The organism is Lyngbya aestuarii BL J (assembly GCF_000478195.2).
GTDB lineage: Bacteria > Cyanobacteriota > Cyanobacteriia > Cyanobacteriales > Microcoleaceae > Capilliphycus > Capilliphycus aestuarii.
Genome location: NZ_AUZM01000024.1, coordinates 44,673 through 69,281 on the forward strand (window position 1 = coordinate 44,673; position 24,609 = coordinate 69,281).

General features: G+C 41.6%; 21 protein-coding genes and 1 tRNA gene. 13 read left to right on the forward strand and 9 right to left on the reverse strand.

The window, feature by feature from the left end:
• Positions 1–7: 7 nt before the first annotated feature.
• From M595_RS12255 to M595_RS12275, 5 genes are all read left to right on the forward strand, one after another.
• On the forward strand, positions 8–1,030 hold the full coding sequence (locus M595_RS12255) for a LysR family transcriptional regulator (protein WP_023066523.1): 1,023 nt from the start codon (positions 8–10) through the stop codon (positions 1,028–1,030).
• A gap of 170 nt (positions 1,031–1,200) precedes the next feature.
• Positions 1,201–2,163 (forward strand): LysR family transcriptional regulator, encoded by a 963-nt coding sequence (locus M595_RS12260; protein WP_023066536.1) that lies wholly within the window; start codon positions 1,201–1,203, stop codon positions 2,161–2,163.
• A 222-nt stretch (positions 2,164–2,385) separates the two neighbouring features.
• Positions 2,386–3,783, forward strand: a complete 1,398-nt coding sequence (locus M595_RS12265) for a serine/threonine-protein kinase (protein ID WP_023066578.1) — start codon at positions 2,386–2,388, stop codon at positions 3,781–3,783.
• 395 nt (positions 3,784–4,178) lie between these two features.
• Positions 4,179–5,603: an ABC transporter substrate-binding protein gene (locus M595_RS12270; protein WP_023066580.1), complete on the forward strand. Its 1,425-nt coding sequence runs from the start codon at positions 4,179–4,181 to the stop codon at positions 5,601–5,603.
• A gap of 85 nt (positions 5,604–5,688) precedes the next feature.
• Positions 5,689–5,772, forward strand: a tRNA-Leu gene (locus M595_RS12275).
• Positions 5,773–6,161: 389 nt separating this feature from the next.
• Here the strand turns inward: M595_RS12275 and M595_RS12280 are convergent.
• Both M595_RS12280 and M595_RS12285 read right to left on the reverse strand, forming a co-directional pair.
• Positions 6,162–6,752: a chromophore lyase CpcT/CpeT gene (locus tag M595_RS12280; RefSeq protein ID WP_023066528.1), complete on the reverse strand. Its 591-nt coding sequence runs from the start codon at positions 6,750–6,752 to the stop codon at positions 6,162–6,164.
• A 39-nt stretch (positions 6,753–6,791) separates the two neighbouring features.
• On the reverse strand, positions 6,792–7,994 hold the full coding sequence (locus M595_RS12285) for an esterase-like activity of phytase family protein (protein WP_023066526.1): 1,203 nt from the start codon (positions 7,992–7,994) through the stop codon (positions 6,792–6,794).
• A 426-nt stretch (positions 7,995–8,420) separates the two neighbouring features.
• Between M595_RS12285 and M595_RS12290 the strand changes: the two genes are divergently transcribed.
• Complete coding sequence (locus tag M595_RS12290; protein WP_023066585.1) at positions 8,421–9,749, forward strand: tetratricopeptide repeat protein; 1,329 nt, start codon at positions 8,421–8,423, stop codon at positions 9,747–9,749.
• Here the strand turns inward: M595_RS12290 and M595_RS12295 are convergent.
• Together M595_RS12295 and M595_RS12300 are read right to left on the reverse strand one after the other, a co-directional pair.
• Positions 9,727–12,045, reverse strand: coding sequence for a pentapeptide repeat-containing protein (locus tag M595_RS12295; protein WP_023066542.1), 2,319 nt, complete (start codon positions 12,043–12,045; stop codon positions 9,727–9,729). The genes M595_RS12290 and M595_RS12295 overlap by 23 nt on opposite strands.
• A 351-nt stretch (positions 12,046–12,396) precedes the next feature.
• On the reverse strand, positions 12,397–12,702 hold the full coding sequence (locus M595_RS12300; RefSeq protein ID WP_023066605.1) for a hypothetical protein: 306 nt from the start codon (positions 12,700–12,702) through the stop codon (positions 12,397–12,399).
• Positions 12,703–13,950: 1,248 nt separating this feature from the next.
• Here M595_RS12300 and M595_RS12305 point away from each other — a divergent pair.
• Positions 13,951–14,394 carry a T3SS (YopN, CesT) and YbjN peptide-binding chaperone 1 gene (locus tag M595_RS12305; protein WP_023066558.1) on the forward strand — a complete coding sequence of 148 codons (444 nt, stop codon included), beginning with the start codon at positions 13,951–13,953 and terminating at the stop codon, positions 14,392–14,394.
• A 21-nt stretch (positions 14,395–14,415) separates the two neighbouring features.
• Here the strand turns inward: M595_RS12305 and M595_RS12310 are convergent, their stop codons facing one another.
• Together M595_RS12310 and M595_RS12315 are read right to left on the reverse strand one after the other, a co-directional pair.
• Entirely contained in the window at positions 14,416–15,234 is an 819-nt protein-coding gene (locus tag M595_RS12310) for a Uma2 family endonuclease (protein ID WP_023066556.1), read from the reverse strand.
• A gap of 124 nt (positions 15,235–15,358) precedes the next feature.
• Positions 15,359–16,207, reverse strand: coding sequence for an endonuclease/exonuclease/phosphatase family protein (locus M595_RS12315; RefSeq protein WP_023066599.1), 849 nt, complete (start codon positions 16,205–16,207; stop codon positions 15,359–15,361).
• 86 nt (positions 16,208–16,293) lie between these two features.
• Here M595_RS12315 and M595_RS12320 point away from each other — a divergent pair, with 86 nt between their 5' ends.
• The 6 genes from M595_RS12320 (at position 16,294) to M595_RS12345 (ending at position 22,395) form a co-directional block, all read left to right on the forward strand.
• Positions 16,294–17,640, forward strand: coding sequence for a hypothetical protein (locus tag M595_RS12320; RefSeq protein ID WP_023066606.1), 1,347 nt, complete (start codon positions 16,294–16,296; stop codon positions 17,638–17,640).
• A gap of 523 nt (positions 17,641–18,163) precedes the next feature.
• On the forward strand, positions 18,164–18,862 hold the full coding sequence (locus M595_RS12325) for a DUF3120 domain-containing protein (protein WP_023066586.1): 699 nt from the start codon (positions 18,164–18,166) through the stop codon (positions 18,860–18,862).
• Between the two features lie 260 nt (positions 18,863–19,122).
• Positions 19,123–20,106, forward strand: coding sequence for an adenylate/guanylate cyclase domain-containing protein (locus tag M595_RS12330; RefSeq protein ID WP_040484028.1), 984 nt, complete (start codon positions 19,123–19,125; stop codon positions 20,104–20,106).
• Positions 20,107–20,239: 133 nt separating this feature from the next.
• Positions 20,240–20,656 carry a ribosome silencing factor gene (gene rsfS / locus M595_RS12335; RefSeq protein WP_023066571.1) on the forward strand — a complete coding sequence of 139 codons (417 nt, stop codon included), beginning with the start codon at positions 20,240–20,242 and terminating at the stop codon, positions 20,654–20,656.
• A 200-nt stretch (positions 20,657–20,856) separates the two neighbouring features.
• Complete coding sequence (locus tag M595_RS12340) at positions 20,857–21,357, forward strand: CGLD27 family protein (protein WP_040484016.1); 501 nt, start codon at positions 20,857–20,859, stop codon at positions 21,355–21,357.
• 84 nt (positions 21,358–21,441) lie between these two features.
• Positions 21,442–22,395, forward strand: coding sequence for an asparaginase (locus tag M595_RS12345; protein WP_023066560.1), 954 nt, complete (start codon positions 21,442–21,444; stop codon positions 22,393–22,395).
• A gap of 75 nt (positions 22,396–22,470) precedes the next feature.
• Here the strand turns inward: M595_RS12345 and M595_RS12350 are convergent, their stop codons facing one another.
• The 3 genes from M595_RS12350 to M595_RS12360 form a co-directional block, all read right to left on the reverse strand.
• Positions 22,471–23,079 (reverse strand): J domain-containing protein, encoded by a 609-nt coding sequence (locus M595_RS12350; protein WP_023066533.1) that lies wholly within the window; start codon positions 23,077–23,079, stop codon positions 22,471–22,473.
• 211 nt (positions 23,080–23,290) lie between these two features.
• Entirely contained in the window at positions 23,291–23,887 is a 597-nt protein-coding gene (locus tag M595_RS12355; protein WP_023066572.1) for an ATP-dependent Clp protease proteolytic subunit, read from the reverse strand.
• Between the two features lie 38 nt (positions 23,888–23,925).
• On the reverse strand, positions 23,926–24,588 hold the full coding sequence (locus M595_RS12360; RefSeq protein ID WP_040484017.1) for an ATP-dependent Clp protease proteolytic subunit: 663 nt from the start codon (positions 24,586–24,588) through the stop codon (positions 23,926–23,928).
• Positions 24,589–24,609: the final 21 nt, after the last annotated feature.

Here is a 24,609-nt window from a genome sequence, read left to right on the forward strand (position 1 = left end):
AAGTCTTATGTCTGACCTGCCATTCACACTAGACCAATTACGCATTCTCAAAGCGATCGCGGCCGAAGGAAGCTTCAAGCGGGCGGCTGATAGCTTATTTGTCTCACAACCTGCGATCAGTCTTCAAGTCCAAAATTTAGAACGACAGCTAGATGTACCGTTGTTTGACCGGGCCGGACGTCGCGCCCAACTGACCGAAGCGGGCCATCTGCTCCTCAGTTACGGAGAGAAAGTCCTGTCGCTGTGTCAGGAAACCCGCCTCGCCATCGAAGATTTACAAAATCTGAAAGGGGGTACACTCGTTGTCGGGGCATCTCAAACCACGGGGACTTATCTACTCCCGAGAATGATTGGATTATTTCGGCAAAAATACCCCAACGTTGCAGTACAGTTAAACGTTCATTCCACTCGCCGCACTGCTTGGAGTGTGGTCAATGGACAAATTGATTTAGCCATTGTGGGTGGAGAAATTTCTGTCGAACTTGCACAATCTCTGGAAATTGTGCCTTATGCTCGCGATGAATTGGCATTAATTGTCCCCATTTCTCATCCTTTTGCTCAACAGGAGATCATTGCCCAAGAAGATTTATATCACCTTCAATTCATCAGTTTGGATACTCAGTCTACAATTCGTCGCGTTATTGATCAAGTTCTGACTCGTGCGGGTATTGATACGACTCGTCTAAAAATTGAGATGGAGTTAAGTTCTATTGAAGCGATCAAAAATGCCGTTCAGTCGGGTTTGGGTGTCGCATTTGTCTCCACCTCAGCAATTGAAAAGGAATTAAGTATGGGGGTGTTGCAAACCCTCAAGGTTGATCGGGTAATCATTACTCGCATTCTCTCGGCGATCTCTAATCCCCATCGCTATCAATCAAAAGCAGCTGAAGCTTTTGTCAAAGAGATTTTACCTCAGTTTTCTACACCCGGTTTGGGTAAATACGACCTAGATTATCAATCCTCTGAAGCGGTGGAGGTATTATCCGATTCCTCTCGGGTGCAGTCGGAGTTGAGTGAAAAAAAAGTCTAGGTTTCCAACAGTCCGAATTATTGATTCGATCTACAACAGTTAACAAGTGGTTGACATGAAAGGAGAAAAAATTTCATTCTAAATCTAAACTCACCAGGTGCGTGTTTCCTGTTGTGTCGGATCTGTAATTTGGGTATTGTTGAATATTAAACCATTAGCTAGAAAAAGTTATGTCAGATGTTCCGTTCACCTTAGACCAATTACGCATTCTCAAAGCGATCGCGGCTGAGGGAAGCTTTAAGCGGGCGGCTGATAGTTTGTATGTCTCACAACCTGCTATCAGTTTACAAGTTCAAAACCTAGAACGACAGCTTAATGTACCTCTATTTGATCGCGGAGGGCGTCGGGCAAAATTGACAGAAGCCGGACATCTCCTGTTGAGTTATGGTGAAAAAATCCTCAGTTTGTGTCAAGAAACTTGTCGCGCGATTGAGGATCTCCAAAACTTACAAGGGGGAACGCTGATTGTCGGCGCCTCTCAAACGACTGGAACTTACCTCCTTCCCCGCATGATCGGACTGTTTCGCAAGCAATATCCTGATGTTGCGGTACAGTTACACGTTCATTCCACTCGACGCACGGCTTGGAGTGTTGCCAATGGTCAAATTGATTTGGCAATTATTGGGGGTGAAGTCCCTCCAGAACTCCATGAATCAATTACCATTCAGCCTTATATTGAAGATGAATTGGCTTTGATTTTACCTGTTTTTCATCGCTTTGCTAAACAAGAAAGTATTCAAAAAGAAGATCTTTATAAGTTGCAGTTTATCGCCCTCGACTCTCAATCTACCATTCGCAAAGTGATTGATCAAGTTCTTACTCGCTCTAATATTGATCCTCGTCGTCTGCAAATTGAGATGGAACTCAACTCCATTGAAGCGATTAAAAATACAGTTCAAGCCGGCTTAGGAGCCGCGTTTGTCTCGACTTCTGCCATTGAAAAGGAATTGCAAATGGGCGTGCTTCATCAAATGAAAATAGAAGGGGTCACAGTTCAACGAATGCTCTCTGTGATTGTCAATCCTAACCGCTATCAATCAAAAGCCGCTGAAGCCTTTAGTCGAGATGTCTTACCTCGATTTTCAACTCAAAAACTGAACTTAACTCGTGAAGAACCTGTTTCAACTGAGTAAGTCTCCATTCATCCCCCTCAAATTTTTGAGAACATAAATAAAGTTAAATTTTTGTTAAAATGGCTGAGAAATTAACCCGGAAAAGTAGCCGAAAATTCAAGAGTTTAAATCTACAGTTGCCCTTTTTTGGCTCTGATCGACATAAAATGTAGATGTTAGGGTGAGATAATAATAAGAACCAAATGACAAGGAGTGACGCTTGACTAGCCACTGATTATCTCTATGAAAATTCATTGTACTCGTCCAGGGTGTCCCCGTCCCGAAAATCTGTTTGCTGACCTCGATGACAAGACCACTCTCAAAACAGTACAGCAAAAGTATTGTACAACTTGTGGGATGCCTCTAATTTTAGATGGTCGTTATCTACCCTCACGCTTACTCGGTCAAGGTGGGTTTGGAGCCGCTTTTTTGGCTTGCGATCGCCGTTCTCCAACGTTGCGAAAATGTGTGGTGAAACTGTTTCAACCTTCTAGTGATCTCAGTCCTTCTCAGCTAGAAACTGCACAAAAACTGTTTGAAAAAGAAGCGGTGGTTTTGGATGAATTGGGAAATCAACACCCGCAAATTCCCAATCTTCTTGCCTATTTTCCCCTAGAATCTTCCGGCTGGCAATCTTCACAAACTCAGCAATTTTTCTATATCGTTCAAGACTATATTGACGGTCAAGATTTAGAAGCCGAACTCGCTATGGAAGGTCAATTTTCTGAAGAAAAAGTGCGAGAAGTTTTAGAAGAAATTCTCAAGGTTTTGCAATTTGTTCACGATCAAGATGTGATTCATCGGGATATTAAACCATCTAATATTATGCGCGATCGCCAGGGTCGTCTTTATTTACTCGATTTTGGTGCGGTTAAACAGGTGACTCAACAGGCGAATAATTTGGGGAAATCGACCGGAATTTTTTCGATGGGGTACGCTCCCCCTGAACAAATGCGAGGTCATGATGTTTTCCCTTCGACGGACTTATATGCTTTAGCTGTAACTTGTATTGTGCTGTTAACGGGAAAAGACCCTAAAGAACTTTATGATAGTCATAATGGTCGCTGGAATTGGAAAGATAAAACCCAAGTTTCCGATTCTCTCGCTGATATTTTAGACAAAATGCTTCAGTCTACACCGAGCGATCGCTTTGGTTCAGCCGAACAAGTTCTTAAGCTGTTAAATGCTCCTTCTCCCTCTCCTACTCCTTTACCAACACCGATAGCCAATCCTATTTCACCTGTTTTTATTCACCCTCAAACTCAAATTCAGTCTTCACCTTCTTCGGTTTCTTTTTCGACAATAAATCTGTTAAAAGGAGCAGCATTTACGGGTTTTGAAATTGCTTTATTACGAATTGCAGTAAATGGTTTGTTGGGAGGTTCACTTCCGCTTCTGGCTTTAATTATTGGCGGTACATTCGGAGGATTAATTTTTGCTCAATATCGCCGTTGGATCGAAACAAAAGAGCAAGTTATTTTACCGTTAATTTCCCTAGCCGTAGTCATCTTTATTCCCCTATTCGGACAAGGTATTCCGTTATCTGGTGTGATCATTTTTCCCATTTTAGGTGCTTTGGGTTGTGTTGCTATGACTACTTTATTTCGTTTAATTTATTTAATTCTCTATCGTTTTTTGTAAACCGGATTTTGAAAAACTCTATTTTGGTTTTAATTTTATGTCTCATAAAATTGAACAGGCGGGATTTACTCGCATCAGATAGTTAAATTTTTCGTTATACTTTTCGGTCAATATTGCCATAAAAAAGACCCACTCTAGTCCGAACATTATTAATTGCCGGGAGTTGACTCGCAGTTAGATAGTTGTAGCACACTCGTTCTCGATAAACTTTGGTCAATAGAAATTTTTTTGCAACTGTTGTGAAGGATTAATTTGATTCTCCATTTAAACATATAGTTCGCGACGGCATAAGCTTATGCAAGTTGACTTTTAATTTAACAAAAACAGGATTTAATTGAAAAAATAGGATATACTCGAATTAGAACGTTAAAATTTGTCGTTATAGTTTTCAGCCGATGTCGAAAATCTCCAATCAAAAAGAACTAACGACTCTGGCTTTAGCCTTGTTAATTACAGGAAGTTTACTCGGAGTTGGATATTGGTTTTTTACTCGTTCAAACAATATTAATACTTCTCCAACTGCTGTTGAAGGTTCATCTTCCTCTCAAACTTCCAGATCTATTCCCTCAGTTGAGAATGTAATCAGTCAGGGAGAAAAGAGTTTAATTCCTAAGTCTATCCCTCCGGAAAAACAAGCCGGGTTAACTGCTTTAGCGTCTGGAAAATATCAAGAAGCCGTTAGGAATTTAGAAGCTTCACTCCAAAAAAAACCGAACGATCCCGAAGCGTTAGTTTATTTAAACAATGCTCGTATTGGAAAGCAAAAAGCCTATACAATTGCTGTCGCCGTTCCGATAGGAGACCCCAACTCTATGGGAACGGCGGAAGCAGTTTTACGGGGAGTAGCGCAAGCCCAAAATGAAATTAATCAAGCGGGTGGAATTGTGGGGATTCCTCTAAAAGTTGTGATTGCAGACGATAAAAATAACGCAGAACTTGCTCAAACAGTCGCCGAAACTTTAGTAAATAATAATGAGATTTTAGGCGTGGTGGGTCACTATTCCAGCGGTGTTTCTTTGGCGGCTGCACCGATTTATGAAGAGGGAAATTTAGTGGCAATTTCCCCGATCAGTACCTCGGTTAAACTCTCAACTGCGGGAGATTATATATTTCGTACCGTACCGAGCGATCGCTTTGCCGCCAATCAACTCGTAAAATATATGATAGGGGAACTCAACCAACAAAAAGCGGTTATTTTTTATAATAGCCAGAGTGCCTACAGTCAGTCGCTCAAAGATGAATTTATAACGGCTCTTTATGGCGATGGCGGAGAAGTTGTGGATGTGTTTGATCTATCTTATTCTGACTTTAATGCGTTCAAAAGTCTGGATACAGCTTTCCAGCAGGGAGTAGAAGTTATTGTACTCTTTCCCGATTCTTCTACGGTGGAAAAAGCGTTACAAGTCGTGCGAGTCAACCGTAAACAACTGCCAATTTTAGCGGGAGATGATTTTTATGCAGTTGACACCTTGAAAGTTGGGGGCGACAGTACAGGGGTTGTAGTAGCGGTTCCTTGGCATATTCTCGCTGATCCCTATTCTCGATTTACACAAGAAGCAAATCAACTTTGGAGAGGGGATGTCAATTGGCGGACTGTGATGGCTTATGATGCCACCCAAGCGTTAATTACGGGTATCCAAGAACAACCGTCACGCACCGGGGTTCAACAGGCGCTTTCTGCGTCTAATTTTTCGGCTGAGGGAGCGACGAGTGTGATTAAATTTTTACCGTCTGGCGATCGCAATCAAGCCGTACAATTGGTTGAGATTCAACCGGGAAATCGTTCGGGGGTTGGCTATGACTTCGTACCTCTGCCTTAAGGAGTTGGTGAAATTATTCTTTAAGAGGGTTGACAAAACTAAAAAATCGCCCGATAATATAATCTTGTGCAATTAAGTACAGAAAGCGGAACTGGCGGAATTGGTAGACGCGCTAGATTCAGGTTCTAGTGTTCGCAAGGACTTCCGGGTTCAAGTCCCGGGTTCCGCATTGTGCCTAGCGGCAAGAATGGTAAGGGTTTTACTTTCACCCCATTACTACGTTGTTAATCTTTTGTTTCGTATTTCGCTGAGAGGATACTATTCTAATAAGAAAGTTATTGGTTTTATGGAATGATTCAAAATAGGGTCTTAGGGACAGTTATTCTCAGGTTTCCCCTGTTTTAACTAATTCCACAAGACCCCTTTTTTCCCTTTCCCACTAGCTGTTTGCTCCGGTTAATCTACCCTCTAAAAAGTGTTTTGGATAGTGTTGAGAGAGTAGTTGCCAAGGTTTTAAATCCTAAAAGTGTTTCCTAGCCAGAGATACAGACGATATTGTGGGTAGAGGGTTAATGGATCAAAAACTGGGTATCGTGCGGACTGTTTTGTTGAAGTTAATTAAATTTTGACCTCTGAGGCAAAACTTCCCCAACGGACAAACTCAAAGGGTCCGGCGACTGACCCCCAAACGTGTTCATCGGTTTCAGGATGTCGTCCTCGGTCATGGCTAATCATACCATTTTCATGAACTTCAAACCAACTATCGAGATAGGTAAGTTGACCTTTGCGTTCGACCATACATCCTTTTCCGGGTTCAACTTCGCCTTTAAAACTATGACCTGTCCAACGGGTAATAAAGCTACAACAGGGGAGTTTTCGCAGTTGTTCAATTTTCAGGTCTTTAAGCCGTTCCGGTTGACGAGAGGCACCGTAAAACTGTTCTGGGTTCTCTAAGGCGTAGTTTTCGATCTCGATATAATCTTCGCGAGGAATGAATTTGAGAATTCGCACGCGATAGGGTTGATTAATCATGTAATCATAGGCTTGTTCGAGGTAAAGACTAACTCCCTCTAAGAATTCTATCGGTAACGGACGCATACAAACCCGAATGTGGGCGAAAAAGGGGGGATTTTCAAACGCCTGGGGTTGGTTGCTAAAGTCGGAAGCCATCCAGCGGGCTAACGTTTCAATGTCGGTTGAATGAGTCATTTTCTTGTAATTCGTAAATTTTTGATCAGGATAACAGATTCAACTTTGCTTGAGGCTAAAGAGTAAAAATTGGGGGGTTTTGTTGTCATCTTCACTCATTAACACTAAACTTTGACCTCCTGAAGCTAAACGTGGCCCTAATGTCATACTGGTGAGAGAATTGACGGATATATTGAGTGGGTTAAACTCGAATAATAGTTTTTTTCGCATCGGTTGCACTTTCCGCAATTCTCCGCGTAAACTGGCAATTCTGGAGGTATCGGTGGAGTCGCCTGTAAACACTTGATAAATTTGACCTGAGTTTGATGATCGCTCTAAACTAAGAAAGTAGCCACCTTGATTGAGGGCAACAATATCGACTAACTGAGGAGGTGAGGTTTCGTCGGCTTCTAAAGGATAAAGATTTTCAGACACCAGAAAAGAAGAGCGATCGGCGATAACATAGTGTAAGATTCGTAGTTTTGTCGCTCCATCTGTATCAGTATCTTGAACTAATGAGGTTTCAGTTGAGGTAAATAAACGAAAGGGATCTTTTCCACCCGGACTAAAGCCATCGGGTGCAATCGTCATTGATTTAAACCCAGAGTTTGCAGAGATACCCAGTTGTTGTTTTCCGTCTTCAATGGTGGGAATATAATTCGGCGGAATGGGAATGGTATTGCGAAGTTTTCCAGTTTCGAGGTCAAATTCTCCAATCAACGGTAAACTCTGATCCTCGACTCTATTTTCGGTAGCGATAAACAGGGAATTTCGCGGTGAAAAGGTGAGACTTTTGGGATGAGTTGTCGTTAAAGAGAGAGGTTGACCGGATTGATCTTTGAGTTGGGTTTCGTTTTCGATTGTGATCTGATTTAAGGAGGTTTGAGCGGCTGAGGTTAAATCAAATTTGAGGGTATAAAATCGAGCTAAGTTTTCTTTTTGATCATCGGCTAAAGCGTAGAAATAAATTCCTTCTGCTGTACTCTTATTGTAGCCGGGAAGTGCGTAAGTAATGCCGGATAGATGACCGATAGAATAATTGTTAAATTGGGTGGGTTGGGTGAGTGAATATTCTCCTAAAAAGTCGAGAGAAAAGTCGAGAAAGATTCGATCTTCTGCGGAGACTTGAGGTAAGCTACAGGATGTCAGTAGCGTTAACAATATTAAGAGCGATACCACCGACTGAAAAAAGCGTTGATACCCTTTTCGCAGTCTAACTTGACCGGATAGCGAACTTGGTTTGATGGTGTTGTGTTCGTTCACGATGCTTTCCCCAAACTTCTGTGGATTATTATCTCACGCTTTTGCTGGGGAGAGAGAGTTTTTTTGAGGTGAAAAATGGCTTTCTTTAATAGAAACCCTCTCTCGTCACCTCACCCCATCACATTTTAGTCCGACGAACCCTTGCAACCCTAAGCGTTGAGAGAGTTTCTCTCATGCGATCGCATTGAGGATTTTTTGTGGCATTTCCACCTTGTGCTAAGTTCCCGTTTGTGTCAGAATCTATTGCACGCTAGGCGGTTTGGCTTCTGCAATCAGTCGTGAACAAATTTTCCTTCGTCGCCGTCTTAAAATAGGTTAGAGTATGCCCAAACTTTACCATAATGATAGTATAAACCATCAAGTTCCTTTTTTTTGTTAAATTTAAAACAATTTTTAGGCTATCAATCTATTATTTGATGCAATGCTATGACGGATAAATTAACGCGAGTTTTTAGAATTGGATTTGTAACTTTAGTGAGTGTAATTTTAGGGGTAAGTTATGGAAACTTAACTGCTTTTTCTCAAAATGAAAACAATCCCCAAGCCGAAGAAAATCCTCAAGTTCTCGATCAATTTTCACCCAATCCCTTAGAAAGTACCGAACCCGATCCCTTATTACCCAATCCTCCAGTTGTTGGAGATTTACTCAATGAAACACAACAGGAACAACTAGCACCTGAATTAGATAAACTCAACGAAGAAGCATTACTCTTACTCGAACAAAATGATCCATTTGGTGCATTTAATTTATGGACTCGGGAGTTAAGATTACGGCGTTATTTTGGATTATTACCCGAAATTACTGCTTTACAACGAGTTGGTTTAATTGCCTGGAATAATAGTCAACGTCTCTATCTTCAGTTTCTTGTCGAACGTTTAGATGAGATTTTACAACAGATCAAATTAGAAGAAACACTTGATCTGGAAGTTTTAGAAGCATTAGGAACAGCATTTAAAGAAACCCGAGAAAAAGAATTAGCAATTGAAACCTATCAAACTTTGCTTGATTACGCCCGTCAACAAGAAAATCTCATCCAAGAAGAACAGGCGTTGAGTGAAATGGGTCAAGTTTATCTAAGTTGGTTAGATTATCAAGCCGCAGCGCAAGTTTATGAGGAATTATTAGAGACACAACAACAGATTAAATTGTTACGAACTGAGGGAATTTTACCCCCTCCTCCTCCTCCTCAAGTTAACGCAGAAGGTGAGACGATTAATCAACCCAGTGAAGTTAAATCTCTGCAAGATTTATCGTTTATTTATGGACAGTTAGAACAACCCTTAAAGTCTATTGCTGCGAAAGAAAGATTAGTGGGTTATTATTCACAATTACAAAATTTCCAACCCCTTCCCGATTTAAAGTTATCCATTGGTTTAGACTATGAAAAGCTAGGTCAATTACAACAAGCCAGTCAAAACTACCAAGAGGCTTATACGGTTGCGACCACAATTCAACAGCTAGCAAATGCCAGTGATGCTTTAGGAAGATTAGCACGATTATATCGTTCTCAAAATCAAACCCAAACTGCGATTGAATTATATCAAGCTCAGTTATTAATCGAGCAACAATCCTACAATTTTTATGGTATGATGAATGTATATGATAATATGGGTCAAGTTTATTTTGATCAAAAAGCATATCAACGTGCTTTAGCCGCCTATCAGCAAGGGTTACAAGTTGCTCAACAGTTAAAATTTCGAGAAGATCACTTTGTTAAACGGATTGAAATTGTTAATCGACAAATTGCTCCATAAACGTGTCGCTATCGAGATCAAATTGATCGACTCCTAATTGATGTTTGAGAAGATTCGGTAATCCTGAACAATATTCAAACGTGACTCCTTCTAGATTGGCTTGGTTTAAGTGACTTCCAAATAAGTTCGCACCTGTTAAATTTGCATTAGAAAGATTGGCTTGATTTAACTCTGCATGACGAATAGAAGTATAGCTCAAATTTGTATTTGAGAGATTTGCATAAATTAAATTAGCCCGAGTTAAATCAGCATGAGATAAGTTAGCATCACTCAAATTAGCTTGTGTAAAGTTGGTATGACGCAGATAGGTTGAACTCAAGTTTGCCTCTTGTAATTCTGAACTACTGAGGTTCACGCCACTGAGATTAACTTTGATCAAATTTGTTTGTTTGAGACTACTACGACTGATATTCGCACGGTAGAGATTTGCACCTCTGAGGTAGGCACTATCGAGGTTGACTTGAGAAAGATTTACCCGTCTGAGATCAGCATAAGACAAATTGGCACCCCTTAAGTTAACACCACTTAAATTGGCGCCTCGCAAGTTGGCATAACTGAGATTTGCACCCGTTAAATTAGCCCCTTTGAGGTTAGCGCATTCTAAATTAGCATGAGATAAATTGGCATCACTTAAATTCGCTGAATTTAAACTAGCTGCCATCAAGTTAGCGGTACTTAAATTGGCATTTTTTAGGTTAGCATGACCTAATTTTGCACTGGTTAAACTGGCGTGAGTCAGGTTAGCAGATTGAAGATCAGCCCGCCGCAGATCTGTTTTCACTAAGCTTGCATCGCTTAAATCTGTATGGTTTAAATTAGCAATTAAAAGTTTAGCTTCGTTTAACGTAGCACCACTGAGATTGGCACTGCTGAGGTTAGCTAACCGTAAATCGACTTGAATCAAATCCATTCCCTGTAAGTCGGTTTCTCGGAGATTAGCCCCTTTAAGATCGGCATTACTTAAGTTTAGAGATCTCAGATTTGCATGGCGAAGATCAGGGCCTTTAAATTGACAAAATAAACGATAGGTGTCTAACTCTGTGCTAGATTCTTCATTGGATAGATTGTTCTCTAAATTGACTAAGTGATATTGAACGTTGGTGGTAAATAGGGTAAAAACCAGATTGAAAACTTCCAGAAACTTGATAAAGTGCTGACATTCTTTTTCCTCATAGTTTTCATAGTATTGAATGAGATTCGCAATACAGCATTCTAAATAGATTTGAGCAGATTTAGAAATTAAAACTATTTTTAATAAGAGAAAAACTAGAGTGAGGTAGTTTCCCCGTTCAACTAAGAGGAAAAATGGGGTAGAGGGTGATTTGGTGTTTTCAGTTGTCAGGAGTCTGATTAATTGTTTGCAGGTTTTAGAAATATAGGATTTTGTAACGGTTTTGTAATTATGTTGAGAATCAAATTTTTCGAGTTTATTTTGAAGTTTCTCTCGAATTTGATTCGCTGGATATTGAGAGGAGACATGAAGCATTAAGTAGTTGAGAAAACCTTCTTTAAACTCCCGATAATTATAGTTTTGGGTTTGTTCTAAAAAGATATCGGCTTGATGAGCATAACTGAAAACGCGCTCAGTTGAGATGGTTTTTTTGATTAAGTTAATCGCTTCGTCTCCCAACTGAGTTGGGTTACTGAGAGTTTGGAGTTGGGTTCCTGGAGATTGGGAACGAGCCACATACATCGCGAGATCAAAATTATATTTGTCTTTAATTTGTTTGGCTAAGTTAATCGTAACTTGATGTTGTGCTTGAGACTGACTGCGATTAATTTGGGTTGATAGAAGATAGGATTGATAACGGTTTATCCATTGAGATTGCGACTGCAACGCATAGTGACAAATATCTTGATAATCTTGACTTTGCAAAAAGTTATATGTCCATTTTCTCAGGAGATTAACACTCGGAGAAATTCGTTGTTCTTGATAGTTTGCAGAGTCAATTCGTTTAAATAGAGCTTCAACATATTCTTGCTTTTTATTAATTGTCCAGTTATTGATTAAAATATAGAAGGATTGTTTGAGTGTTGCAGAAAAGATAGACTGACTTTGATCAATCAGAATACGATTTAAGGCTTGATTAATAGTTGGATTTTCGGTACAATTCAAATAAACAAAAATTTGTTCAAACTCATCCAGGACTTTCTCGGGAGACCATTGATTAACAATTTGAATCAAAAATTGACAAATTTCAACTTGTCGCTTCTCGAGTTTAGAATGAAAGTCGCAATTGTGTAAATCCGAGTCTGTCGGAGAAGAAAAGCTTTCCGTTTTTACTTGATTAATCATAGTAGAGACACCCTGGTAGATTGAATATTGATAGATTATTAGTCACCCTAACTCATTCTTTGATAATCAGTATAAGCCAAGTTTAGCTTTATCCTCTCAAATTTTTTTAATCTTTAAGTTTATTTACTTCAATTCATAATTTAACCGACTCAAATTTAACAATACTTGTACGGTTAGCAAACTGTTTCTACAATTGTAGAGGAAGTCAACTGTTATCGTAGGCTCATTATGAACATTTGTCTAAGTCGTCTAAAAGAACTTATACTTACTGATATCTATCGCTAAGTGATTCGAGCTTATGCAGGTTAAGCTTCAGACTTTTTCGAGAGAAGACTCCTCAATTGACTAACTTCAAGCTGACAGTTGTCTAAACTTTAGCCCTAAAATCACATCATTCCACTCTGTTCCCAGGTAACTAATCGTATGGGTAATCCTATTAATACAGTAAAAACCATCAAGTTCCCAATAGCTATCTGCTAATATTTTTAACTCATATTCAGTTGCTAGTTGAACATTTAGTTTCAGTTCCCAGTTGATCTCATCAGGATAAACATAAACATCGTCACCTGATTTTTCGATCAGCAATACCCCTTTGACTTTGCGAATTGCAATATCGGGGGGAATACGGCGTGGATTGTATCCTTGAACAATATTCATAGAAGCTTCCTCCTTCTCCAAATGAGGTTAGCCAAAGCTCGTTATTAGAGGTTTACATCTTTGTACGAGTGTTACCTCGTAATTTCCGCAAGTATCATCCCCATTCCTGATTTTGTTGATCAGAAGCTAAAAGCCTCCAGAACAAAAACAGCCTATAACTCAACAGCAGTTAGCGATCAAGCTAGGGGGGTTAAAGGTTAACCTATAGTTTAATGCTTTTGGAAATTGAAAACACTAAACATGATTACACATTAATAAACATGATTTGAGGTATAATCATTGATTAAGAACTCAGTTCACAAGGGTTATCGGAAATCAAAAGCTTTAACGCAAATAGAATAGCACAACTTTAGGTCTTGTCACCAAGCTGAATGACCAACAATCACAACAGCCGTTGTAGGGTAAACCCGAAGGGCAGAGTACCGACGACTTCTATTTCTGTGCTTAAACTATTTTAACAAAACTTTTTATCCATGATCAAACACTTTTCTGGATTTATTTGTCAAGATAGAAAATCTGTAAATTTAACTTTAACCCTCACTCTCTCGATCAACTCTCAGTGACTCAATCGTCTACTGGTATACAGAAATCTGAGAGAACTTTTAGACTGTTATTATTTCTCCTGAGATAAAAATTAGTATCGCTTCAACTGTGATAACAATCATCTGATCATTTCCCGGAAATTAGGCAACAGAGTGACAATAGTATTCAATCGCTAAAAATACTTTCTGTGTTGTCAAAGAAACAATATCGTTTACTTTAATCTACAATCTAATCAAAAATTCTGCGATTCCCCAATTTTATTTTAGCTCTAATCAGGTCAAACTCTACTGGGAAATCGCCCCACGTTTTTGAATTAATCCCCTATCTTTCTAACATTTTCAAAGCTTGAAAAGCCAGAAAGAAAAACCCAACCGATCCCAAAATCGTGAGAACGGGTTCAACGAGACGTGGTGTAAACAGTTCACCCATGTGATTATTTATCCTCAAATGATTATTTTTCAGAAAGGATACAGAATTCCCCCTATCAATAAAATCAAAGGAGTTCTCAACCTAGATTATCCGTCTAAAGGCGGTTATCAGTGTTAATCCTCTCTATTCAATTATTTACGGTAATTCTGGCTTTCGTCAAGCTAGAGGTTCGCCAGGAACTCTCAGACGAGAAGTTAGAGAAAAGATATAAATTTTCTAACAACCACTCCAAAGGTGCTAAAACGAGGTAGAAGTATTCAGAGAAAAAAAATAGATATGAGGTTTGAGACTCTTAAACAAGAAGCTTGCTATGAAAAAGTTGAACGCTGGATGCGGGAACTTTACGGTAAGTTTCCCTGTCCGAAAAATGAAGTTCCGGGACTGACTTTATTTATGGGTTCTGCTCAAGTAGAAGTTTTAGTTTCTCCTTGGGGGAAAGATGATTCTATCATCACCACTCGCTCTTACGTGGTGACAGGCGCAGAACTTACACCCGATTTAATGCGGTTTCTATTACGAGAAAATCACAATATGCGCTTTGGGGCTTTTGGAGTTGATGAACAGGGCGATATCGTATTTGAGCATACCATTGTGGGTTCAACTTGTGATAAACCTGAACTCGAAGCTTCTGTCAATGCAGTGTTAGAAATTGCGGATGATTACGATGATAAAATTGCTGAACGATGGGGAGGAAAACGAGCATTAGATCGCTTAGGTTAGTGACTATTATGGATCAATAATTTAACGGTTTGTATCAATTAACTCCTGAATTGTTGCTAAAGATAATCCGGTGACTTGCATGACTTGTTCTTGAGTCATTCCCTGTTGTAACAGAGTACGAGCAGCTTGATTGAGTTGAGACTCGACTTGTTCTGCTCGTTGGAATTCCTGTTCTGCTCTTTGATGTGCTTGTTCTGCTCTTTGGAATTCTTGTTCTGCAATTTCTTGAGGAAGCAGAAATAACTCTCCGTCTAAATCAGCCCATCGTAACCAAGTCGCTTCAATCCCTTGATATTCACCAAACCAACGAACTAAACTCAATCCTAAAGCTTGACTAACGAGTTGATTTTGGGGATTGAAGTCAATCGGTTGAAAAACGCCTTGTTGTAGAGAAAAACCTGCTAGATCTTCTGGGTTAAATGGATCAAACCAAAAATATTCAGAAACCCGTAAACGATCTTGATAAATGTATTTTTTTTCAGTTTTATCGAGTTCTGCGGTACTCTCAGAAAGTAACTCAATCACAACATCTGGGGCTTTTCCTTCCTCCCACACCACCCAACTCCGACGTTCTTTTTTAGGAACACCTAACACGGCAAAAAAATCAGGCCCGCGAAAGTCTTTATTTCGGACTTGTTCTAAGCTATAATAAACAAACATATTCCCCCCAACAAACCCATCGGAACGCGAAGCCATCCAAGGTTGCAAGGTATTGATCAGGATTTCCATTTGAAATTGATGACGTTGGCTTTCCATCGGTTCTCCATCATCGTAGGGGAGTTCTTCCTGAGTTGGAGGAAGGCTTGTTAGATAGGGAGTTATGGGAGTCGTTTCAGACATAGGAATTTAATTCAGAGTCAGTTTCAACATGATCCTTTGAAAACAACTTAACATCAAAAAAGCGATCACCTAACTCAATTATAATTGATAGCGATCGCGATCAGATCTAGATAAGTTTGATAGTCTAAGGAATGCTAAAATTAGCCATAAGAGGATAGTGATCCGAAAATCCCTCTTTTTCTTTTTGACAAACCTGATTTTGAACGAACAAAATATCAGATTCACAGGGCCACTTCTTTGCCATCTGAGAGACAAAAACATAATCTAAAATACTGGCATATTTAGGATCGCATTGAGTTCCCGTGAGCGGACAAGAATTCGTTTTTAAACAATTCGGCTTAATCCAAGTCATCACATCTTTTCTTACGAAAAGATCAAAAGCCTTATTTCCCTTTTTTTTATCCAAATCAAAATCAAAGTTATAATCTCCAACTGCAATCACAGGCAAAGATTGTGCGGCTGCCCAGTCTCGTAAATTTTCCGCTTGTTGGTTGCGTTTACTCTCACTTCCTCGGTTAAAATGATTAACCGTAAATAAAAACTCTTGACCCGTCGGTAAAAACTTAAAATGAGCCACTAATGGCGATCGCGAACCGCCAATATTATCGAGTTCTTCACGCTCAAGAAGATCAAGTTTATTTTGATTGTAGATAATCTGCAACTTATCGAGGCTTCCTGTCGTTCCAAAGATCGACTTAAAATCCGATCCCGGAACAGCAACCGCCTCCGTAAAAATATCCGCTGCTGCTTGATCAGCAACTTCCGATAGTCCCCACAAATCAGCCCCCACAATTTCACGAATATCCTCAGCCACTAAATGAGGATCAGTATCGTCAAGATCATCAGATTCGACATTATAGCTGATAATAGATAGAGGTTCAGCACTCGCGGGGAAAGCCGGAGCGATCGCCACAAACATGACCAGTAAAATCAGACCGAAGCCCCAGAAAATGGACTGAATTCTAGATTTCATCACAATACCTGTAAATTAGATCAAGTTCTGTCAGCTTGGCAATACTGACACCAATATACGCAATATCGCCGCCCAAGGAGTGACTCATGCCTGTTGAAATCGTACCCGAAACTGACTTCAAATATTATCTCATTGCCTTTGATGAAGAAGGTCGAGAACGCCAGGATGATCCGGATGGACAGATGAGCCAACGAGTCCTTGAAGTGTTGAAAACAGAGCCAATCACTGATGTTTTTCTGATTAGTCATGGATGGCGCAGTGATGTTCCGGCGGCTCGACGTCAGTATAGTCGTTGGATCAAAGTCATGCTCGAACAAGAGGCTGACCTGGATTATATTCGAGAGATTCGACCCGGGTTTTCTCCGTTATTAGTCGGGTTACATTGGCCGAGTTTACCTTGGGGAAATTATGACTTAGCCAATTCTTCGGCGATTTCCTATCACGGTTTGAGTGCGTCTTCTACCGTCACTCCCATGAGTCAGTTAGTTAATGAGTACGCTACCCGTTTGAGTGAGACTTCCGCCGCGCGACAAGCCCTACAAACGATTTTGCTGTCCGCCCAACAAAATATTGCTCCTGAAGAATTACCACCCGAAGTCGGCCAAGCTTATCGGATTTTGAACTATGAAACGACTTTAAGTAGTCAAGGTTTAGGGTCTTCGCCCGCCACTGATAGAGAACCCTTTGATCCCGAGAGTACCTTTCTCGTTGCTCGTCAGGAGGCGTTGAGTTATGGCGGGTTTAGTTGGGGTGGTGTTTTAGCCCCCTTGCGAACCTTGTCTTTTTGGAAAATGAAGGATCGGGCGCGTCAGTTTGGTGAAGCCGCAGGACATGAATTTCTCAAAGACTTACAACGGGTGAAGGAGGAAGTGCGATTTCATTTAGTTGGTCATAGTTTTGGTTGTATTGTGTTGTCGGGAATGTTGGCCGGACAGAAAAATTGGGGTGTGTTGGAACGTCCAGTCAACTCTTTATTTTTGATCCAGGGGGCTTTTTCTCATTGGTCTTATTGTGGGGATATTCCGGTAACACCTGGAGTTGCGGGGTATTTTCACCCGTTGATCACAGAGGGTAAAGTCTCTGGCTCGATTATTACGACTTATTCTAAATTTGATACGGCAGTTTGCAAGTGGTATCCCTTAGCGGCGAGTGCTTCGAGTCTGTTTACGCGATCGGTCAGTTTCTTTGAATTTAATCAATTTCCTATGTATGGCGCTTTGGGGGCTTTTGGAGCCAGGGGAGGAGATGATTTTCAGGCCGTGGAAATGGATATGTTGGATAAAGATTCACCTTATCCTTTTTATCCGGGCCAAATTTATAATCTTGACAGTCAGGAGTTTATTCAAGAAGGTTCCGGCCCAGAAGGCGCTCATAACGACATTGCCCGTCGGGAAGTTGCTCATGCGGTTTGGCAAGCAGCGATCGCCAGTTAAGAAGGAATGGGGAGGTGGGGAGGTTGGGAGGTTGGGAGATTGGGAGGTTGGGAGGTCGGGAGATTGGGAGATTGGGAGATTGGGAGATTGGGAGATCGGGAGATTGGGAGATTGGGAGGTTGGGAGATTGGGAGGTTGGGAGGTTGGGAGGATTTTTATGAATAAAAAGCTATTTTTCATCGGAAAAAAATCTTCTCCCCGTCACCCCCGTCACCCCACCTCCCCGTCACCCCCATCACCTCCGGCAATTTTTAACTCGGGAAGCGAGTCATCCGCACGCACCGTCTTTTCGAGGCAGTGAACGGATGACTGAGAACGAAACAGCCCTGCCCCTGCACCCCACCTCCCCATCTCCCTATCTCTCTTATCCCCCCCCTGGGGATATTAATTTTGTGCTATCATATAGATGCCCCCCAGGGGGATATTTATGAAATCTTCACTTGATATCTTAAATAAGATAAACTTAAGTAACGATTTTTTAAGAAAACCTATTTAAAGTTAGAACGACCTATAGGAGCGAACCTTGACTACTACCCAACCCACTCAACCCCCTGATCAACTTCATATTTATTTAAGAAAAGTTAAACTCTCTCAGAAATGGATGCTGTTTGGAGCGGCTATATTTCTGGTGTGTGTCCCGGTGTTTTTTCAAGCGCCCCTGGTGAGAACCTGGCCAGTCTTGAGCCTATTGATGACAATCGGGTGGTTAGCCCTGAGTCTATTCTTAATGCGATCGCGGACAACGTGGGTTTGGGGAGACTTACTGATTGGGTTTACCTTAAGTTGGTTAACCGGATCGATCTATTGGGGTTGGTTACGAGGAGAACCCCTTCTCCATCTTCCCATTGAAGCTTTAGGTATTCCCTTTGCGGTGTGGTGTTTGCACCAGGGATGGGGAAAAATCGGAAATTGGTTTTATTTAGGCTCTTTGTTCGGAACTGCGGTAACAGATGGATATTTTTACATAACGGGTTTAATTCCCAGTTGGCGACAATTGATGACTGTAGACCCTTCTTTTGCCGTTTCCATCCTGCGAGATGCACTCTCGCTCGTCAGTACCCCTTGGGGGATTAGTTGGGCAATCGTCTTAGTGCTGCTGCTGTTAGGGGTGGGTTTATTACCCTTAAAATCGAAACAATTGCATAAATGGGTGTTCAGTGGAGCAGTTTTGAGTACAATCTTAGTAGACAGCTTGTTCTTGGTAGCAGCCTGTGCCGCCTAAGGACGGACATGGGTGGCATTTGGAGGTTTGAAGTGCATCTAACACTGAAAAAGTGGCAGAACAAAGTTTAGACCACCGCTTAAATCTCAAACTAGAAAGAAAAAAATAGATCTTTCAAGATTTAGAGACTAGAATAGAATCGATCGGGGCGACGCTGAATAATCTCCCAAGTTTAGGTTGGGTGTTATAAACTTTTGTTGGGTGAGATCATAGATCTGGCTCCCACTTTCCAAAAACCCAGTGTCCTTTCTCAATCTGTTGTGAAATTGCAACACACCCCTCATTTATTGATTATCGGTGACGGTGGCAAAAACTATTTGCCACTGGTTGGTAAAAACTATTGGACATTGGGCCGCAGCGACGACAATAATTTTGTGATCCGCGATCGATGGATTTCCCGTAATCATGCGATTTTACAACGTATGGAAAGCGGAGAGTTTTATTTAATTGACCTCGGAAGTCGCAATGGTTCCTTTGTCAATGGTCGTCGGGCGACAATTCCAATCACCTTGGAAAATGGCGATCAAATTATCTTTGGTCAAACCGAAATGGAGTTTCATAGTCCATCGAACCGACCCGAAGTGGACGAACCGGAACCCGAGTCTGAAGATTTCACGGCAACGCTGACTGTGCGCCGTTTAATCTCTGTGATGGTCGTAGACATCCGAGACTTCACGGTATTAACGCGACAGCTAGATGAACGCTTACTCTCAGAAGTGATGGGACGGTGGTTTCGTGAGGCTGGAGAAATTGTCCGCGAACATGGCACCTGGGTCGATAAATATATCGGTGATGCCATTATGGTTGTTTGGTTTCATGGGGCGCAAGGAGTCAGTTCCAAGGAGATGCTGCAAATTTGTAGTGCTTTGAGAGCCTTACACCGGACAACAGAAGCCTTGAGTAATGCCTATCCTTTGCCTTTTCCGTTGCGAGTCGGTGCCGGACTCAATACGGGATATGCGATGGTCGGAAATACAGGAGGTAGCGGGAATTCAGACTATACTGCCTTGGGAGATACCGTGAATGCGGCTTTTCGACTCGAATCTTCAACCAAGCAACTCGGGATGGATATTGCTTTGGGTGAAACCACTTACAAATATCTTTCTCAACTTCATCGAGAGAATAACTTCGAGCAGCATACTGTTGATCTCAAAGGTTATGATACGCCAACAATCACCTATGCCTCGACCTTCGCAGGTCTGAATACATTTCTAGAAACGGTAGAAGGCTTACAACCTGAGTAATATTAATCAAAAATTAAGTTTAAGATCACCCATCGCTCCAAACGCTGACAAAATCGACTGCTACAATATTTAGACAAACACTCAGATCCGATTATTAGGCTATCTAGTTTTGCACAGAAGCTGAAAAAACTTAATGCTAAATCACGCCAAAGCAGAATACTATGCTCATCCTACGGCTCAGGAGCTAGATCTTGACGAAGAACGGACTCGCCAAACCGTTCGGCTAGTTGCTCAAGCCGCTGAAGACCGAAAAGCCGAAGATATTACGGTGCTGAAGGTCTCAGAAGTCTCCTATCTGGCTGACTACTTTATCATCGTGACCGGTTTTTCTCATGTCCAAGTTCGAGCCATTTATCAAGCGATCAGCAAACAGGTCGAACAAGATGCACAACGAGTTCCAATCAGTATTGCCGGACAGCGAGAAGGCTCCTGGATCTTAATCGATTATGGAGATGTCGTCGTCCATATTATGCTTCCTGAAGATCGAGAATTCTACAGTTTAGAAGCCTTTTGGGGTCATGCAGAACGAGTCAATTGGTCAACGCTATAGTCAATTCCCGCTCGATACAAACTGAAAGCGGGTAAAGACAAAGCTTAATCCCTTTTGAGTAGAGATGTTGCTGATCGCGTCTCTACCTATTTTTTATTGAAAGCAACGAAACTGTTGTAGAACACTCCGATTCGATCAATTCGTTATGATTAATTATGATTAATTTTAGATTTTAAAATCCTAGATTGACAACAGTAGTTATGAGAGATGTGTCAGCTTCAGTCTGCCCTGTTCCCCCTGAACAGCGTCCAATCAATGAATATCAAGAATTGCAGGAGTCTTGGTTTTTTAGCTGGGTCACTCTTGAATGGCATCAATATCTGAGAAAATTGGCTTGGGTATGGGCTTGGAGTTGGTTAGTCTTTGGGCCGGTTGCGGCGGCGAGTTTCCCCCCCCAAACAGCAATTGTCCCGTTTTTTGTGAGTGGGGCGGCCGGAGCCAGTCTGATTTTGACCCTTGTTGTGATTCGACTGTACTTAGGATGGTTTTATGTCCGCTCCCGTCTGATCCGTGCCAGTATTTGCTATGAGGAGTCAGGCTGGTATGATGGACAAACTTGGGAAAAAACCCCAGAATTTTTAGCGCAAGATCAGCTCATCCTATCCTATCAGGTGCAACCCCTACTGAAGCGTCTACGACGCACCTTTTATGGTCTAGCATTGTTAGTGGCAGTGGATGGACTGACCTGGATCTGTTTGTGATCGTCGGAAAATTTGCCATTGGCAACCTGCAACCCTAATTCTCAATTTCTTAATTCTCACACTTACTTCAAAACTCACTCTCATATGACAAGGGCAAAACGAACACAGTCGGCGGAACTCGAAGTCAGACTCCTACGGTCTGGGATCTGTGAGTCTATCCACCGGGTTCAAGCTACAGTTTGCGATACTCGCGGACGGGCGCTATCAATAGCTGGAAGTGCAGACCTGGGAACATTCGTGCGTTCGGCTCTCAAACCGTTTCAAGCTTTGGCGACAACCAACACAGGTACACTTGAACGTTATGATTTGACGGATGTTGATCTGGCTATTATTTGCAGTTCTCATCAAGGGACGATTGAACAGGCCCGACGAGCTTTTAATATTCTCTGGCATTGTAATGTTGATCCGGCTTATCTTCAATGTCCGACTCCCAACGGAAAACGCAGTCCGCTACAGCATGGATGTTCGGGGAAACACGCTGGAATGTTGGCGGTTTGTCGGCAACGTCACTGGCCGCTAGAAACCTATTTACAGCCTAAGCATCCGGTACAACAACTGATTCTCTCTAAAGTCGCTGAGATGCTGAAAATGCCCCCTGATGAATTGATTGTCGCCAGAGATGACTGCGGCGCACCGACTTATTATATGGAACTCGGTCAAATTGCGACTCTCTATGCTCAGTTGGCTTCTGGGGATAATCTGGATATGGAACGTATTGTCCGAGCCATGACTCATCACCCGGAAATGGTGGCGGGAGAGGGGCATTTGGATACTGAATTGATGCGGATGACTGAGGGGGAATTAGTCAGTAAATCGGGTGCTGAAGGGATTCAGTGTATTGGTCGAATTGGTGAGGGGATGGGTTTAGCGATTAAAGTGATTGATGGGGCTAAACGCGCTAAATATGCTGTGGCAATTCAGTTATTGAAGCAAATGGGCTGGATCACACCCACACAGTCTGAAACTTTGTCTGATCAATTTCTGACTTTGGATGAATACAGACGTTTAGAAGTGGTTGGGGAATTGTCTCTGGTTTAGTTCTCTAGAATTGGCGATCGCAATCTAGAATGGAAAAGTATGTCGATCTTCGGGATATTCGACGAATTTTAAGCCCTAAAAAACCCGTTCTAATTGTCTAAAATCTCGTTCAACTTCTGTCCAAAGGGCGCGATTATGAGGGTCGGTTTTGAGTGCTTTTTTGAGATAACTCCTGGCTTTTTCCAACTTTTTCTCTTTAATTAAAGCTCGTCCAAAACGTTGATAGGTAATCGCTTGCCATTGACGAACTTCGATATCTTGCGGAATTCGCTGTGCTAAACCTTCAATCAGAGCAATAGCTCTTGGAAAGCGTTTGTATTTCAACAGTTGTTGCAATTCCAAATAAGAATTATGCTTTATTTTCTGCTCAGTTTCTGATAGGTTATTATTGTTTTTAACCGCAGTTTCTTTGCAAGTCACCTTTACTCTTAAAGGTTGAAAAGGAGGTGGAGAAACAACCGTTTGCTGAGATTCAGACTGACTGAAAATTTCAGCTTCGGGTCTAGCAACATCTAGCAAAAACTTGTAAGCTTCTGTGACGGCTATAAATTTTTCTCGGGCTAAGTGATCGGGATTAACATCAGGATGATAAAGTCGAGCCAGTTGTCGATAGGAAGCTTTCACTGCTTCTAAACTTGCACCGGATCGTAATCCCAATCGTCGATAATAATCTGCCGTATCCATTCAGTTTAGATCAACTCCGTTAACCCTAACTCTCTAGTTAACAGTAATAGATTATCCACTGTCAACTGTCTGTATAGTCGTGTAGAGGCGGGTAAGGCCGCAAAGTCGATTAATTAACACGCATTGCTTGAGATCGTTAACCCCACCCGCCAACACTTCAGTGATCAGTCATTAATTTCACCTGATACCTGAACGATAACTGACTATTGATTTAAACAACACGTTCTTCAATCACCTGATCGACCAAACCATATTCTCTGGCTTCTTCAGCAGACAAGAAATAATCGCGATCAGTATCTTTCTCTATTTTTTCGATAGATTGATTGGCGCGTTCAGCGAGGATACTATTTAACAAACTCCGAATTCGTAAAATTTCTCGGGCTTCAATTTCGATATCACTCGCTTGACCCCGAGTTCCACCCATCGGTTGGTGAATCATAATTCGGGCGTGGGGTAGGGCGAGTCGCTTTCCAGGGGTTCCCGAAGCTAGCAGAAAAGCCCCCATAGAAGCTGCTAAACCGACACAAATCGTCACAACATCAGATTTGATGTATTGCATGGTATCGTATATCGCCATACCAGCTGTGACTGAACCTCCGGGAGAATTGATGTAGAGATAGATCGGCTTATTGGGATCATCAGAGTCCAAATAAAGCATTGAGGCAACGATCCGATTGGCCAACCCATCTGTCACTTCTTGACCCAGGAAAATAATTCGTTCTTGGTTGAGACGGGTATAGATATCAACCCACCTCTCATATTGACTACCGGGAAGGCGGTAAGGAACACTGGGAACACCAATAGGCATGACTATGATCTCGCTCTTGCTAATAAAGTTAACTTAAATTAAACGGTGACAGCAGGTTTGGGCAACTCTTTACGACTTTGCAGAACCCGATCAATTAAACCGTATTCTTTCGCGGCTTCAGGGGTCAAATAGAACATCCGATCCGTATCTTTAGCGATTCTCTCTGTCGATTGACCTGTATTCTTAGCCATAATTTCCAAAAATGTTTGTTTATTGGCTAAGACTTCTTTGGCGCGAATTTGAATATCAGTCGCCTGACCCCGGGCGCCAGATTTGGCTTGATTGAGAATCAGGGTTGCATGAGGTAAACTCGCCCGGTATCCTTTGGTTCCGGCTGACAAGATCATTGCCGCAGTCCCCATAGCTTGACCGATACAGATGGTATGAACAGGGGGTTTAATGTAACTGATCGTATCGCAAATGGCAAAGGCTTCGGTTTCAAACCCAATCGCATCTCCTCCATACCAGGAAGTCCCGGTTGAGTTAATGTAAAAGTAGATCGGTTTATCGGGATCGTCAAACTGTAAGTACAGCAGTTGAGCAATAATCAGTTCGGTGACATCAATTCCGACTTGGCGTTTAATGTCATCAGATGAATACAAGGGCAATCCCAAGTAAACAATCCGCTCTTTTAACAAGAGAGATTCCAAATCTGGGGGCGGTGTCCGAACGGGGCTATCGTTGTAGTATGGGCTTTGCACGGTTTATGTTGTATGAACTCT